Source organism: Streptomyces sp. Inha503, from assembly GCF_047215865.1.
GTDB lineage: Bacteria > Actinomycetota > Actinomycetes > Streptomycetales > Streptomycetaceae > Streptomyces > Streptomyces lycopersici.
This window is the reverse complement of sequence record NZ_CP178360.1, coordinates 4,171,704-4,186,087: the sequence shown is the minus strand read 5'-3', so window position 1 is coordinate 4,186,087 and position 14,384 is coordinate 4,171,704. Positions and strand designations below refer to the sequence as shown.

Genomic DNA, 14,384 nt, shown 5'->3' with positions numbered 1-14,384 from the left:
CCTTGCCTGACACCCCCCGTTGTGGGGGTCAACTGTCGGCCATCTTCCCCTGATCTCCCGTGCGCTGTCAGTGCCCGTTCAAAGGTGCTCTGCCCTGCGCACGGAGCCCTTCCGACTGGCGTGGTCACGCGCCAGGTCCTGCCCCCGTTGAGGATTCCGTGAGTACACCTGCCAGCACCCTCGCCCACCGGTCCGTGTTCGCCGTCCCCGATGCCGGGACACTGCTCGACACCGTCCGCTGGCTGTCCGCAGCGTGGCTGATGAAGAAGTTCCCGCGCACGGCCGTGCAGCTCGGCACTGGCCAATGCCAGCTCAGCGAGTCGTCGTTGCTGTTCTCGCAGGCCGCGTACGACGAGGCCGGCACCGAGTCAGCCACCCGCCTCCAGCTTCGCGAGGACAAAGCCGAGGCGACCTGGCGCACCACGGTGACAGCCGTCCGCTCCGCTGCGGGCCCCGGCGCGGTGTGCGTCGACCTGGAGTGCTTCTCGAACACCACCCAGACGCTGCGCCCCAGCAAGCCCCGACTCGTCCGCGACCTGGTGGGCGAGCTGGAGCCGCACGACGGGGTGTCGAGACTGAGCATCAACGCACTGCGCGTCACCCACGATCGCGTGAATCAGCTCGTCGACGTGCTGTGTGCCCCGGAGCGGCAGTTGCCTGTCGTCGTCGCTGCCAGACCGGTGCAGCCCGACCCCCTGTGGTCCAAGCGCGTAGCCAGCACCATGCAGTTACTCGCCGGGGACGCGTCCTTATACCTGCTGTGGGATTTCGCGGCGGTCGACGCGTTCCTCCAGGCGATCGGTGAGAACCACCGAGTCGGACCCGGCGCGGTGCGCACCTTCATGCCGCTGGTCGACCCCGACTGGGCGCCGGACGCGGCACGACACCGAGTGCTGGGGCCCACGCGGTGGACCGACCCGTCCGACAACGCATGGCACGGTGTCGCACGCCGTGTGCATGCCCTTGCCCTGGAAAGGCCGCTGCCGCCGCTGCTCGCCGGGGTGACGTTCCCGGACCGTGTGGCCGAGCAACACCGTCAGGAGCGGGCGGAGGTGATGGACAAGGCACGGGCACTGACGGCCCTTGCGGTGCAGAGGTCTGGGGAGGGCAACGAGGACATGCGCGCCGAGGTGAGCCTGTTGAACGGGCTTTTGGAACAGGCGGACAAGGAACTGTCCGAGCTTGGAAGCGAGATCGACCTGGGCGAGCGGACGCGCGCGTCGATGCAGGCGCAGCTCCAGGCGGTCATCGGCGAGCGGGACAGCGAGATCGAGGACCACCTGACGACGCTGGACGCACTGGCGCAGGCGCTGGCCGAGGCGGATCGGCTCCGGCTCTTGCTGTTGCGTCAGGGCCGGGCAGAAGAGGTCGCCGAGGCCGCCGACGGTGTGCCGGGCGCCCCGAGGTCGTTCGAAGAGCTGTGGGAGCGTCTTGGGGAGCTGGACCACCTGATGGTGACGGCGGACCCGCGGATAGCTATCGGGCTCGACGAGCACCCGATGTCGCGCACCTGGGCGGCGAAAGGATGGACGGCATTGGTGTCGCTCGAGTCGTACGCTGCGGCGGCAAAGGACGGGTTCAACGGCGGTTTCTACCAGTTCTGCATGACCCCGCCCGTGGGTGCGAAACCGTACCCGGTCAGGCAGGTCGCGATGACAGAGAGCGTGCCGACGATGGAGAAGTACGGGCACGAGCGACTGTTCCCGGCCCCCGGTGGCGGGCGAGTGGAGATGCAGGCGCACCTGAAGCTCGCCGCGCGCGGCCGCATCGCGCCGCGGGTGTACTTCCTGGACGGCACGAAAGGTGCGCAAGGCGAGGCGGTCGGCCGTCTGGTAGTCGGGTACATCGGGCCCCACCTCACCAACATGATGACCAACTAGGCCAGCGCACTGGTTTGGCACAGCGCGCAGCACTGGAGGGTAGACCGGCCCAATTTTCCAGGGACGAGTACGAATGTGGTGTTGCGTGCTGTACTATTTGACGTGTTGGTGGAGAGCACCCGCCAACGAAGACCCCAACCGCAGAAAGGCACACCATGCCCAACATCACCACCATGCTGTTCGATGCGCTGGCCACGCACGGAATCTCCGCCTTCTACGACGTGGACGAGGGCCTGCTCATCGCGCACCCGGCCACCATCCCCCAAGAGAAAGCCATGGCGGGCGAGCACATCGTGCTGACCACGCCTGGCACTGCTTCTCCCGGTTGCCACGCCACGGCATGGGCGCCGGAGGGCGCACCGGACTACCAGCAGATCGCCACGGTGTACGAGCCGCAGAGCGGATCGGCGCTGGCCGATGACGTGAACCTGTGCGCGCGGGCTGTCGCCGAGTGGTTCACCACGCCCCGCCTGACGGCCGGAGCCGTGCTGCTCGCCGCGCTGGTCGAGTGGGGCATCACCACGCATAGCGACGACATCGGCATGAGCTACGCCATCCCCCTGGACCTGGCCACCTGCACGGCTGACGTCCGAAACGGTGCCCACCTGTCCGTGGCCGACCGCGACTCGTCGGTGGAGCATGTTCCGGCCGCACACACCGGCTGGTCGGTGTTCGTCCACGACGAGAACGGCTATCCGGTCGGCGACCCGCTGTTCATCAGCGGCGACGGAGGGCCGGTGGACTGCGGCGCCGACTCGGCGTCCGCCGCCGAAGCCATCGCCGACTACCTCACCCACCCCACCCACTGACCGCCCTCCGGGGCGCGGCCGCGCCGCTGCGCCCCGGCACCAACGCAGGCGGGAGAGCAACCCGCCCAGACCCGAACTGAAAGGCCCTTCCATGCTGCCTGAACACAAGCTGTCCTACCTCATCCAGAAGATACCGAAGGGACAGCGCCGCGCCATGCTCGCCGCCATCGACACGGGCGGCCGCCTGCCCACCGACATCCACAGGGGAGTCCTCAACTCGCTCCCCGAGGAGTGGGTCCGCACCGACCCCCGGACCGGGACGCGGTGGCTCACCGGCGCAGGGCGGGGCGTGCTGCTGCCGGTCGACCGGTTCCGTGCGCTGAAGCGCGCCGACCCGAGGACGGGTGTTGTACCGGGCCTCAACTACGCGGCGGGGCGCGGCCTGAGCCGTGATGGCTTGGTCGTCTTCCGCGACCGGGCCGGGAATCGCGTGGAGGCCACCGACCGATGGCGCTTCGGCGTCAGCGCATACATCACCACGCGCGGCCGGAAGCTGGTGGGCATGCCGCTCACGGCACCGGCCTTCGCCGAGCGGTTTCCCGTGCACTCCAGGGGCATCTGGAGGCGCCCCGGGCAGCCGGACACGCGCGTGCAGATCAACGGCTGGCCGATGGCTGACGGCACCGTGCGCGTGTGGCCGCTCACCGGGGTCTGCGGCGAGCGGGAGGTGCCCGCAGTCGAGCTGCGGCCCGAACCCCGGCGGGTCCGCGGCCTCCCCGCATCGTCCCCTGGGGGCGGGCCGGTCAGGGCCGCGCGTGCCCGCTTGGCCCGCGCGCACGGCACGGTCCTTCGTAGCCGGTATCCCCATCTACGCACGATGGCGCTTCGTGGTGAGTGGCGGCACAGTGCTCAGGAAGCTGCCATCAGGGAGTTCGGGGTCGGTGGAGCGTCCGCGTGGCGCAGCGGCGCGTACGGCCGTCCCGTCCCGCGTCCGCCCGTGGACCGCTCCGCGCTCCCCCGGGAGGAGCGGACGGGTACTGCTCGCCATGTTGGCCGCCCCGGCCGCCCGTAAGCGTCTCCACCCTCACCACCGGGGCGTCCTGCGCGGCGCCCCGGCTTTCCCTGGCGGGAGAGCGACCCGCCCAGACCCACTTCCGAAAGGCCCTGCTCGTGGCTGCCACGGCTCAGACCGCCCTGTTCACCCTGCCCGAATCGTTCGTGCCAGCGACCGCCCCCACCGTCGGGAAGCGGCCTACTGTCCTCTCGTACGGACTGGGTGCGGACAGTACGGCGATCTTGTTGAAGTTCCTTGCCGACCCACAGACGTACGGCCTGGAGCCGGATCTGTCCGACCTGATCGTCGTGCATGCGGTGACTGGCGACGAGTGGCCTGACTCGCTCTCGTACGTTGAGCGTCGGGTGCTGCCGCTCCTCGCGGCCCGGAGGGTACGCACGGTCCAGATCGCACGCGGCGGCCGTCGGGATGCCGACGGAGTGCTGATACTCGACGACACCCGTACACCGTCGCGCATATGGGCGGCGGGTCCGTGGCGGCTGTCGGCCGAGTTGCGCGCGGCCGGCACCGTGCCCCAGATGGCTTCCGGCCGTAGGACCTGCTCTATTCGGTTCAAGGGATGGTGTCTGGACGCGTGGGCCGCCTACGAGTTCGACACCGCCACGTTCCGGCGAGTCATCGGCTACCACGCTGGGGAGCGCGACCGTGCGGAGAAGGACACGAAGATCCAGGAACGGATCAATGCCGAGGCAGGCCGTGTCGTGTGCGAGCCGTATTACCCGCTGATCGAGACGGACGGGATGGACCGGTCGGCGGTCGAGGCGTACGTCCACGCTCGGCTCGGCGAGAAGATCAAGAAGAGCTACTGCGCGCAGTGCCCGTTCAGCGGCGTGTGCGCGTCCCGGGATCGGCACGAGGAACGGTTGAGGGAGCACCCGGAGATTGGCTCGGCGGTGCTGATGATGGAGTACGCATCGCGCGCCCTGAACGAGAAGGTGGCGCTGTACGGGGAGCGGTCGCTGTACCAGCAGCTCGCCGAGGACGTAGCGTGGAACGACGAGCTGCTGACGCGGTTCGAGCGGAACCTGGACGAGGCGCCGTTCGCGCTGTACGAGGTGCGGCGCCTGTACCTGTCCGGCCGCACGAATGACTGCAAGACCTGGCACGGCAAGCGATGCTCGTCGCCGCGGTGGTGGTGCCGCGCGAAGCGGTCGACGGCGTGCAGGCGCCACCACCGAGCGGGCGCGAGCGCCCCGTGGTGTGCCGGCTCCGACCCCCGCTGCCGCGGGGAGCAGGCGAAGGGCCAGGCGTGGAGGTCGGTGCGAACCGTATGGGAGGGCTCGCGGTTCGACGCGGAGATGACGTTGCTGCGGTGGGGCCGGGCGGCCGGTGCGCGGATACGGGCCGGGGAGAAGTCGGTGATCCGGCGGGCGCACTACCTGGAGGCTGTGGATGGCTATCCGTCGGCGAACGCGTATCTTGTGGCGGCCCCGGCGGGGGTCGAGGACAAGCAGCGCACCGCGAAGAAGCCGGACGCCGGGTTCGAGGCGAAATGGACCCAGGTCACAGGGCTAACGGGAACGCGATGGGAGCCGATCCGGCCGCTCGTGGTGCGTGAGCGGGACCGGTCCTCGGGGCCGGTACCGGTGCGTCCGCTCGCGCCGAGCGAGGGACAGCGTGCGTCGGATGTGGAGCTGACTGCCTAATCCGGTGGCCAAGTAGACCAGCATGTGACGCATGCTGTAGTATTTTTGGTGTTGGTGGAGAGCAACCGCCGACGACAAGACCCGAACCGAAAGGGACTCCTGTGCAGCCCGCTGCCCTTTTCGACATACCCGCGTCCGCAGTGGTCGAGCCCCCACTACCGCCAGGCCCTGTCGACCCCGGCCGCACGTACCTCCAGTACGGCGAAACCGACCGCTGGTCGTACCTGGGCACACACCAGCCGTCATGGCTGGAGCGGCCTGAGTTCGGCGGCAGCCTGGCTGTGCCACTCTGCGTCTCACACCGCCGCCTCGTCCGGCGCCGCCGTCTCCCGCGCGCCGTCACCTCCTGGATGCTCGATTCCGGCGGATTCACCGAGTTGAGCCTGTACGGCGAGTGGACCGTGACCCCGGCCCAGTACGCCGCCGCCGTGCGCAGGTACGCCGACGAGATCGGCGAGTTGGAGCGGGCAGCCATTCAGGACTGGATGTGTGAGCCGCAGATCCTCGCCAAGACCGGCCAGACGGTCTACGACCACCAGTGCCGCACAGTCGCCTCGTACCTCAACCTTATGTGGCACGACGATGACCTTCCGTGGATGCCTGTCCTCCAGGGCTGGACGCGAGACGACTATCTCCGGTGCGTCGACATGTACGCCGCGATGGGCATTGACCTCACGGTGGAGCCGCTGGTTGGGCTCGGCTCGGTATGCCGACGCCAGTCCACCAGGGAGGCCGTCCGGATCGTGGAGACGCTGTACGGGCTCGGCATCCGCCTGCACGGCTTCGGATTCAAGGTGACCGGCCTGCGCGAGGTTCACCACCTGCTCTACAGCTCCGACTCCTTGGCCTGGTCGTTCAACGCCCGCCGTCATGCGCCGCTACCCGGCTGCACGCACAAGACGTGCTCCAACTGCCCCCGGTACGCGCTCGCCTGGCGCAACTGCCTTCTGGCCTCCCTGTCCGAGTGGCGGCAGGACAGCGCAGATTCCTCCCTCGACCTTGCCGCCTGACCGCCCGCCGGGGCGCGACGTTGACCGCCGTGCCCCGGCATCTTCTCCCCCTCACACCAACTCCTGAAAGGTCAGCGCCATGACCGCGCCGTACCTGTCCGTCTTCCTGCCCGACACCTCTCGCAACCGGGATAGTCTCGTCGTCGCGTGGGCGCGGATGTTGGAACTCGGCTACGCGCCGCGTGCGACCCCGGTCGACGAGCCCGAGGGTTGCACCCGCACCCGTTGCGCCGGAGTCCATAGGGGCTACCCGGGCAGCGAGCACCGATGGGCTCTCACTTGCCTGTTGTGCTGCAAGGACATCGACGTCTACTACAGCCACATGCGGGACCGGAAGGACGCCAACCCGGCCCCACCGCGCCGTCACAAGGGCTGCCCGTATTCCGGGCCCGGCAAGGCCACGGCGCGCGCTGCCCGCTACGCGGAGATCGGCCGCGCCATCCCCGACTGGGACACCGAGGCCCGCGCCGCGCTCGTGGCCTGAGCCCCCGGCCGGGGTGCGACGCCGCCCGCCGCTCCCCGGTGCCTTCCCCACCTTTCGCCACCACATCAGGAGGTAGTCATGACCAGCCCTACGACGAACGTCACCATCAAGGACACCAGCAAGCTCGCCCAAGGCGACATCGTGCGCACCCACGGGATGCGCGTCCGGCTCGATCTCGGCGCTACCCAGGAGCGATCCGACTGCACCGTCTACGCCTGGACCGGGACCGTTCTGAACCTCGACGAGGTCCGCGAAGAGGGACATGTGCCCATGTCCTTCCTGCGCACCGAGCGGTGGCAGTCCGGCCAGGGCTGGGTGACCGACCGCGAGGACGTGTGGGTCGTCCAGGGCAACGAATATGCCGAGTGGATCGTCGAGAACCCCTCCTAGATCGCTCTGCCGGGGCGCACACCCGCGCCCCGGCCCCGCCCCAACCGCCGGTCGACCGTTCCTGCCTCCCGACGCGAGGAATGGGCCGGACGCCCCGGCTGCCCGTAGCCGTTCCATCGCGGAGGCGCTGTCACGTTTACCGCGCCCCGTGCCCCTTCAGCCGTCGCCCCGCATGCTCCTGCCGAGGACACCATGACCGCCCAACTCGCCCTATTCGCTGAGGTCCCCGCCCCGAAGAAGAAGCGCGCCCGCTGCATCCACCCGTCTGTGCCCGATGTGCCGACCACGACCGTCCCCGCCGAGCTGCTGCGCGTCGCCGACTGGATTCTCCTGAACTCCAGTGGTGGGAAGGACTCCCAGGCGATGGCGTCCCACGTGTGCGACCTGGCCGCCAAGCTCGGTCTGCTGCACCGCGTCGTGATCGTCCACGCCGACCTGGGCGACATCGAGTGGGAGGGGACCCGCAAGCTCGCCGAGGAGCAGGCCCGCCGCCTCGGCGTGCGGTTCGAGGTCGTGAAGGCAGCGGGCGGCGACCTGCTGGCACGCACTGTCGAGAGGTTTTTCAAGCTCAAAGCGAAGACGGAGAAGGAGGCCCGCGAACAGGGTCTCGACCCGGCCACGGCGAAAGTCGCCCCGGCGTGGCCTTCGTCCTCAGCCAGGTGGTGCACTTCGGACTTGAAGCGGGGCCCGATCCGGAAGCTGATGACGCGGCTCGTAGCCGAACTCGGCGACCTGGGGCGCCCAGCGCACATCCTGAACTGCATGGGTCAGCGGGCCGCCGAGTCGGCTCCGCGCGCCAAACTCACGGCCGTCGAGATCGACCGCCCGGCGAGCAACGGAAAGAGGCATGTCACGACGTGGAGGCCGATCCACGGGTGGACAGATGCCCAGGTCTGGAAAGAGATCGCCCGCTCCGGCCTGCCGTACCACGAGGCGTACGACTGGGGTATGAGCCGTCTGTCCTGCTCATTCTGCGTGCTCGGGTGCGAGGCGGACGTTGTCCTTGCCGCCCGGCTGCGCCCGGAGAAGGCCGCCCAGTACGTCGACGTGGAAGCGAAGGTTCGCGCCGACTTCAAGCACGGCCTGTCCATGAGGGAGATCGTCGCGCGGGCCAAGGCACTGGACGACGAGCACGGCGAGCTACAGCGACCCCCGCGCGGCACCGCGCTCTCCGGGTACGTGGGCAAGAAAGCCACCAGCAAGTACCTGGCGCGCCTCGAACGAGGACACCTCGACCTGGCGGTCTGACACCCGCTCGCGCCGTTCCACCACGGGCCGGAGAGCAACCTGCCCGCAGACCCGAACTGGAGTGACCCCATGTCCCGCACCACCCGATCCCACACCATCGCCAGGCACCTCACGGCCGGTGGCCTCACCCACCTCCACCTCACCGAGGTCGAGCAGCAGAGGGGGCCGACCGGTCGGCACGAACACGACGGATTCGCCGTACGGCAGCACCGCGACGAGGCCGGGACCTTGGTCGTCATCGCGGGCGCGTACGGCCCGGACTGGTTCGCCACCATGCGGGAGATCCGGCACCGCCTGGAGCAGCCGTACGTGAAGTGCACCGTCCTCTCCGACGCGCCGGGTCTTGGCGATCACGAGGTCATGGTCCGGTGGGCGACGTCGGAGGAACTACAGGCCCGCAAGCGGGCCCAGGCCGAGCGGCAAGCTCCGCTCGTCGCGCTGCTGCGCAAGCAGGCCGCCGCCGAAGAGGCGGCCGCCGAGCGGCAGGCTCTCGAGGACGCGGGACAGTATGGACTGTTCTGACCCTGCGGCCGCGCGGTGTCGGTGACGCCCGCGCACCATGGTCGTCACGAGGTACCGAAGGGACCGGCACCGTGAAGGCTGACGAGATCCACCTGAGCTATACCGACCCGCTGACTGGTCAAGCGCCGCACCAGAAGCGGTACCGCGAGGTGCAGTACGCCGACATCGACGGGGTGGTCCTGGTAGTGCACCACTACCACCGCTCCCGGTACCCGGAGTGGACGGCGAAGCCGTACATGGGCCATCTATCCTCGGAGGCGAACGTGACATGGGTACAGCACCTGAGCGCACATCCGGGGTGCGGGCTCATCTTCGCGCACATCCGGCGTCGGGACCTACGCGAGCAGATCGCGAACTCCGTGGGCACGGAGGAGTGGACGCGGGGCCGCGAAGCCTGGCTGGCGTTGCCCCGCGACCCGCGGTGGGACGGCCCCCGCTACCGGATCGTCCGGCGGGCGCCGCGGGAGTGGTGGGGCATGCCCAGCGACCCGAACTGGCACGAGCCGGTGGGGCCGTGGGGCAGTGAGCGGCAGGCCCGCGCCGAGCTCGGCGACCAAGCCACCTGACGTGCGCAGCACGTGCGGCGGGCCCAGACCTGGACGTGGCACGGCCCTGAAGGGCGGTTACGAGCTCGCCGTGCAGTCGCCTACCACCCTGACACCCGACAGGGTCTCGGAGGTCGCCGCCACGGACGACGGCCGCCTCCTGGTCCTGGAGTGGATCCGCATGGCGGTCGTCTGCTGGCCGACCCGCGGGGGTGCGACTGACGTGAGTGGCATAGAGCACCTTGCCGACCCTCAGCCGCGGCGCTACTCCCAAGGGTCACCACAGGCTCATCGACAACATCGAGGGCATAACCATCACCGCAGACAGCAGCGGAGCCCGGCCGACGCTTCCGTACCGGCCGGGCTCTGGTCGTGCGTGGAGTGGCTACAAAACGACGAACGCTGCCGCGGTGGCTGCGCCGAGGGACGCGCCCGCGACGGTCTGTGCGATGGTGTGGTAGGTCAGCGCAACGCGGGACCAGCACACGGCTATGACTAGGCCGTACGCGGCGATCCACCAGGGAGAGTGGACGGCGGCGAGCATCGCGACGACCGCAGAGGCGACCGCGCTGTCCACCGAAATCTTCCAGATGGTGTTCACGGCCAAGAGGCCGATGGTCATGGCCCAGAGGGCGAGCATGGCGATGAGGATGCCGGTCGGCGCGTGGCCGAGGACCATGGCGAGCGAGCCGAGGCCGATCGACGCCAGGATGACGAAGAAGATCGGGGCCCTCTTCGTGCGGTCCACTACGTGCCGGTCACCCCAGGTGCCGCGCCGACGCTCCCACGAGATGTAGGCGGCGGGGATGATTCCTGCGCATAGGGCACCCAGCAGGCCCCACAGGATGCCAGTCCAGTCGCCGGCGGCGGCCAGACCGATGCCGAGCATGCCGATGAGGAGGACGTTACGCGGCTGGAGAACGTCGGTGACAGTCCGAGCCGTGGCGGTGAGCGTCATGCGGCCGTTCCTATGGAGGTGAGCAGGTTCTGTGCCTGGGACCGGTTGGCCTTCTTGTACGCCTTGGCGACGTCGAGGAGCCATGCGACCTCGGCGTCCTGATCCATGGCCTGTTGCTGCTCGAAGGCGGCAACGGGCCCCGCAGGCGTGCCCTGGATTTTCGCGGCAAGGGCGGCCTTGATCCAGTGCGCCTGTGCGACAGCGCCGTTGCGGGTGTCGGCCGTCTCCTGGGCGGCTGCCATCAGACCATCCGGGACGTGGTGGCGCAGCCTCTCGATGGCGTCCGCCAGGTCGTTTACCCATCTGCCGAGCTGGAGGTCAGCGTCGAGGTCACGGCGAGTCAGCTCTTGTCGGCGAGAGTGAGGAGTTTCCATCGGGATGCTGGGGAAGGCGGCCATCAGCTCTCGCCACATCGGGTAGAGACGTATGAGGGCGTACCAGGAGCGTGCGCGACGCAGCCCGTTTTCCGTGGCAGGGACCGAGACGCCGAGGGCGAAGAAGACGAACAGTAGTTGCTGCATGGCCTCGGTGCTGGTGTCCACGTCAGAGGCGAAGGTGTGGCTGGGCTGTTCGGCGAGCCAGTACCACATGAACAGCGTCCGGCCGACGGAGTACAGGACGCCGAGCACCATGGCGAATGCCATCATGCCCAGGCCGACGCGGAGCAGTTTGCGGTCCTCGCGGCGGAAGGCGCCAGCCCACTGGTAGAGGCAGATGGCCGACGCGCAGCTCAAGTAAACGTAGAAGACGGTCATGTAGGCCGTGGCGCCCCACTGGCCTGCGTGGTCGGAGACGAAGCGATCACTCGGCTTGGACCGGTCGACGATGGTGAAGAACATGGCCGTCATCACGAGGAAGGCGGACAGGGCCGTCTTCGTGGCCACGCGTTGGATGAAGCGGGATACCTTTACGGCGCGAGCCATGTCTCCGTCGGCAGGGTACTGCCCGTAGACAGCGACGATGTAGTACAGGATCGCCAGGATCGCCGCGCCGGCAGAATAGTGCTTGATGAGGACGGAGGCGTCCGTGATCTTGCTGTGGTTGAGCCCGATTCGCACGTACTGCGTCTTGGTCCAAAGAGCGACGGCGAACCCAAGGAAGCAGCCCCAGAGGGATCTTCGGCGGGCGTCGGTACCGCCGAGTGCACGCCAGATGGCGACAGCGGTCATCAGTGCGGCTACGGCGTAGCCAGCTAATTCGAGCAACGGTGGTCCTTCTGTTACGAGCGGGGGTTGGTGAACGGGCGGCGGCGGAATCTCCGGTCGCCTACTGGTCGGGAGAGAGAGTCACCAAGGCGGCCAAGCATGTCGTCGCTCGCGACATCCCGCGCCATGCGGCGGATCAAGCTGGCGCCGAGTTCGGCCACCTTCTCGTCCTTGCTCTCGTAGTTCGCGCGGGCCTGGATGGGGCGGTCTGCGACGAAGCGCTGGAGGAGTGTGGTGTTGAAGACCGGCATCATCTTCTGAAGGTCTTCAAGGCTGAGTGTGCCTCCATGGTCGAACCACTCGTGGGTCAGCTCGTGGAGGATGACGTGATCGGTCTGATAGACCGTGGGCCGTCGACGGAAGAGGATCATGCTGAATTCGGGGGCCTTCACACGCAGCCCGCACGCGGTGTTGGGGTGCACCATCCGGTCCGGTAGAGGGACGAGCACGATCCGGCGATGGCGAGCCTGTTCCATGTTGCGCACGAGGGCGGGGATGCTGAACTTCGTTGGGATGGGAAGGTCGGCTAGCCCGACTTCGCAGACTCTACGCAGCTCGCGCAGGGACATCAGCGGCCTCGACGTTGGTTTCTCTCGCAGCGGTGTGCGATAGGGGCGGGGGTGATGGGATCGACCGGTTGCGAACAAGCGTTCGCTATGGGGTCGTGGCCTCGGGGCTGCCGTCGCCCTGCTGGAACTTGCGGACCTGCTCGAGGACGAAGTCGAGCATCTCGGCGGACATGCCCTCCTCGCCGATGCTTCGGCCCGCGATGCCGCTGATGTCGCCGGTCCGGGTTCCTGCGAGGAGCGCGAGGCCCGCCATGACGTCTTCGACGACATCCGATTCGTCCTTGAAGAAGCGCCAGTTGGCGATACCGAAGCCGAGGGCCAGGGCTTGCAGGGTCTCGTCGCGTACCTCGGTGATCTGTCCCTTGCGCAGCTTGCCGAAGTAGCTGTGAGAGAGGGCGCCTCCGTGACTCTCGACGATCCGGCAGAACTCGCGGTCGCTCGGAGCTCCATCCGGGAACGCGTGATCCAGCAGGTAGACGATCTTCTCCTGCAAGGTGTGTGGCTCGTCTCTCTCGTCGCCACCCATTTCCGCCCCCAGCCCGTTCGTGTGCCAGTTGATCCGATTTGCGCGCAAGGGGTTCGGGCGGTGACCCATCTCGCTGAGCAAGAGTTCACCTGTTGTTCAGTGATCGAACTTGTTTGAAAACTCGATCAAGACCCGGCTTGCGTAAACATCCTACGTCACTGTTAACTCAATGACACACAGAGCCGCTCGACGGGGGTAGCGCGGCCGGATTGCGCCGTGCTCTGGCTTGACCCACTCGACGGGATGGAGTGATGGACGAACCGTGGCGATCTCCGACACCATGCCTCCGCTCTGGGCCTCCGGTCTGCGGCCCCCCGCGGCTAGGCGCAGCAACGCTGGCTTGCAGGCCCTCGGCACGGAGAACTCCCTCGAGTTCCGGACCGGCCCTGAACGCCAACCCACCGAAGCCATGCGCCGCTCGCGCCGGTTCGCCGCAATGGTGCTGCCGGCGCTACTTGGCGAGATGTCGGAAGCCGTAGCCGTCGCCGAGTCAGTGCTCGGAGTGCTCACGGAGTTGGTCGACGTCACCGCGCGGCACCGCGCGAGCGTTGACCTGGCGGGGCGGATCTCATGCGACGGGGCCCATGTCCTGCTCACCGTCGGGGAGATGGACCGGCCCCTGCCTGATCCGGAGGTAGAGCCGGGCCTGTATCTCGTGCACCGCCTGGTCGACGACATCGGCCAGTACCGCGGCGACGAGGCTGGGTATGTGACCTGGGCGTCCGTACCGGCTCCGTCGAAGACCCAGTAGCGCCTTTTGCTGCGCGACTGCTACGGCGGGGGCTCCCTGGGGCATCATCGCCACAGCTTGCCCGGAGGGGCCGGGTGCGACCCCCGTCGACCGTCGACTGCTCGGTGTGCGTGGCTCGACGCCCGCCACGATCACCCCATTGATCCCGCACCCTCAGGTTCGTGGGGTTGAGTCGATCGCCGTGGAGCGCCCCGTGATGGGTGAAGGTCTGAATTTCCGGATGCTTGCCGTTTTGGAAAGGGTGAGTCTCCATTCCGGGTCCTCGTCGCAAGTTCAAGGGTCGTGGCCAGGCGCGCCCGCTCCGTCAGTGGGCGTGCCTTATGGGAGGGTCGCCGACGTCTATCAGCAACTGGCTTGGATTCAATCCGGTTGTGCGTGCGGCCGGTGCGGACGGGGCGGGCGATATGTCGTCCGTGCAGAGTGGTTGCCTGGCGCAGCTTGGGCCTCTGAATTTCGGAGATGGTCCCACTGGGAATCGCCCGCCTGCATTAGGGCTGTGATGCAAGCCACAGATCATGTCCACATGGTGGACATTCTTGGGTTGGCTTGGCGGGCCTCCGCGATGAGGTCCTCGTCCGTGCGCGGGGCTGACGAGCTTAGGCACTTAGCTGCTGGGCCGGGCAGCGAAGCGGTGCCAACGTAGGTGTCAAGCAAGGTCAGAAACGTGCGTAGCCATCAAAGTAGCCACACGAGTGGCCCTCCCGCATGTTCGCGCAGGTGGGAGCGTCGGGGTGACACTCCCCGGCGTACAGGCCGACTCGTCCGCCGCCAAGCCCCTGACCAGGGAATATGCGCTGTTCAGGGCCCTCGGTCAGGCCCCCGCACT

At 68.1% G+C, this 14,384-nt stretch carries 15 protein-coding genes; 11 read left to right on the top strand and 4 right to left on the bottom strand.

Annotated features, from left to right (window positions below; genetic code table 11):
- Positions 1 to 194 precede the first annotated feature (194 nt).
- The 10 genes from ACJX2R_RS17325 (at position 195) to ACJX2R_RS17280 (ending at position 9,570) form a co-directional block, all read left to right on the top strand.
- Positions 195 to 1,880 (top strand): hypothetical protein, encoded by a 1,686-nt coding sequence (locus ACJX2R_RS17325; protein WP_413100841.1) that lies wholly within the window; start codon positions 195 to 197, stop codon positions 1,878 to 1,880.
- A gap of 155 nt (positions 1,881 to 2,035) precedes the next feature.
- Positions 2,036 to 2,689: a hypothetical protein gene (locus tag ACJX2R_RS17320; protein ID WP_413100840.1), complete on the top strand. Its 654-nt coding sequence runs from the start codon at positions 2,036 to 2,038 to the stop codon at positions 2,687 to 2,689.
- A gap of 91 nt (positions 2,690 to 2,780) precedes the next feature.
- Entirely contained in the window at positions 2,781 to 3,701 is a 921-nt protein-coding gene (locus ACJX2R_RS17315) for a hypothetical protein (protein WP_413100839.1), read from the top strand.
- A 98-nt stretch (positions 3,702 to 3,799) separates the two neighbouring features.
- Positions 3,800 to 5,350: a hypothetical protein gene (locus ACJX2R_RS17310; RefSeq protein ID WP_413100838.1), complete on the top strand. Its 1,551-nt coding sequence runs from the start codon at positions 3,800 to 3,802 to the stop codon at positions 5,348 to 5,350.
- A gap of 101 nt (positions 5,351 to 5,451) precedes the next feature.
- A complete protein-coding gene (locus ACJX2R_RS17305; RefSeq protein WP_413100837.1) occupies positions 5,452 to 6,360 on the top strand; it encodes a hypothetical protein in 909 nt (302 codons plus the stop codon).
- A 79-nt stretch (positions 6,361 to 6,439) separates the two neighbouring features.
- Positions 6,440 to 6,844, top strand: coding sequence for a hypothetical protein (locus tag ACJX2R_RS17300; protein WP_413100836.1), 405 nt, complete (start codon positions 6,440 to 6,442; stop codon positions 6,842 to 6,844).
- Between the two features lie 78 nt (positions 6,845 to 6,922).
- Positions 6,923 to 7,234: a hypothetical protein gene (locus ACJX2R_RS17295; RefSeq protein WP_413100835.1), complete on the top strand. Its 312-nt coding sequence runs from the start codon at positions 6,923 to 6,925 to the stop codon at positions 7,232 to 7,234.
- Positions 7,235 to 7,426: 192 nt separating this feature from the next.
- Positions 7,427 to 8,482, top strand: a complete 1,056-nt coding sequence (locus tag ACJX2R_RS17290) for a phosphoadenosine phosphosulfate reductase family protein (RefSeq protein ID WP_413100834.1) — start codon at positions 7,427 to 7,429, stop codon at positions 8,480 to 8,482.
- Positions 8,483 to 8,551: 69 nt separating this feature from the next.
- Positions 8,552 to 9,004, top strand: coding sequence for a hypothetical protein (locus ACJX2R_RS17285; protein ID WP_413100833.1), 453 nt, complete (start codon positions 8,552 to 8,554; stop codon positions 9,002 to 9,004).
- A gap of 71 nt (positions 9,005 to 9,075) precedes the next feature.
- Positions 9,076 to 9,570, top strand: a complete 495-nt coding sequence (locus ACJX2R_RS17280) for a hypothetical protein (RefSeq protein WP_413100832.1) — start codon at positions 9,076 to 9,078, stop codon at positions 9,568 to 9,570.
- 364 nt (positions 9,571 to 9,934) lie between these two features.
- Here ACJX2R_RS17280 and ACJX2R_RS17275 read toward each other — a convergent pair whose 3' ends face one another.
- The 4 genes from ACJX2R_RS17275 to ACJX2R_RS17260 form a co-directional block, all read right to left on the bottom strand.
- A complete protein-coding gene (locus ACJX2R_RS17275) occupies positions 9,935 to 10,507 on the bottom strand; it encodes a hypothetical protein (protein WP_413100831.1) in 573 nt (190 codons plus the stop codon).
- On the bottom strand, positions 10,504 to 11,676 hold the full coding sequence (locus ACJX2R_RS17270) for an MAB_1171c family putative transporter (RefSeq protein WP_413100830.1): 1,173 nt from the start codon (positions 11,674 to 11,676) through the stop codon (positions 10,504 to 10,506). Before ACJX2R_RS17270 ends, ACJX2R_RS17275 begins: the two co-directional genes overlap by 4 nt.
- 50 nt (positions 11,677 to 11,726) lie before the next feature.
- The gene (locus ACJX2R_RS17265) at positions 11,727 to 12,281 is read right to left on the bottom strand and encodes a toxin (RefSeq protein WP_413100829.1); all 555 of its coding nucleotides are present in this window, start codon (positions 12,279 to 12,281) and stop codon (positions 11,727 to 11,729) included.
- Between the two features lie 85 nt (positions 12,282 to 12,366).
- The gene (locus ACJX2R_RS17260; RefSeq protein ID WP_413100828.1) at positions 12,367 to 12,888 is read right to left on the bottom strand and encodes a hypothetical protein; all 522 of its coding nucleotides are present in this window, start codon (positions 12,886 to 12,888) and stop codon (positions 12,367 to 12,369) included.
- A 382-nt stretch (positions 12,889 to 13,270) separates the two neighbouring features.
- On the opposite strand from ACJX2R_RS17260, the gene ACJX2R_RS17255 reads away from it, so the two are divergent.
- A complete protein-coding gene (locus ACJX2R_RS17255) occupies positions 13,271 to 13,558 on the top strand; it encodes a hypothetical protein (RefSeq protein WP_413100827.1) in 288 nt (95 codons plus the stop codon).
- The last annotated feature ends 826 nt before the right edge of the window (positions 13,559 to 14,384 follow it).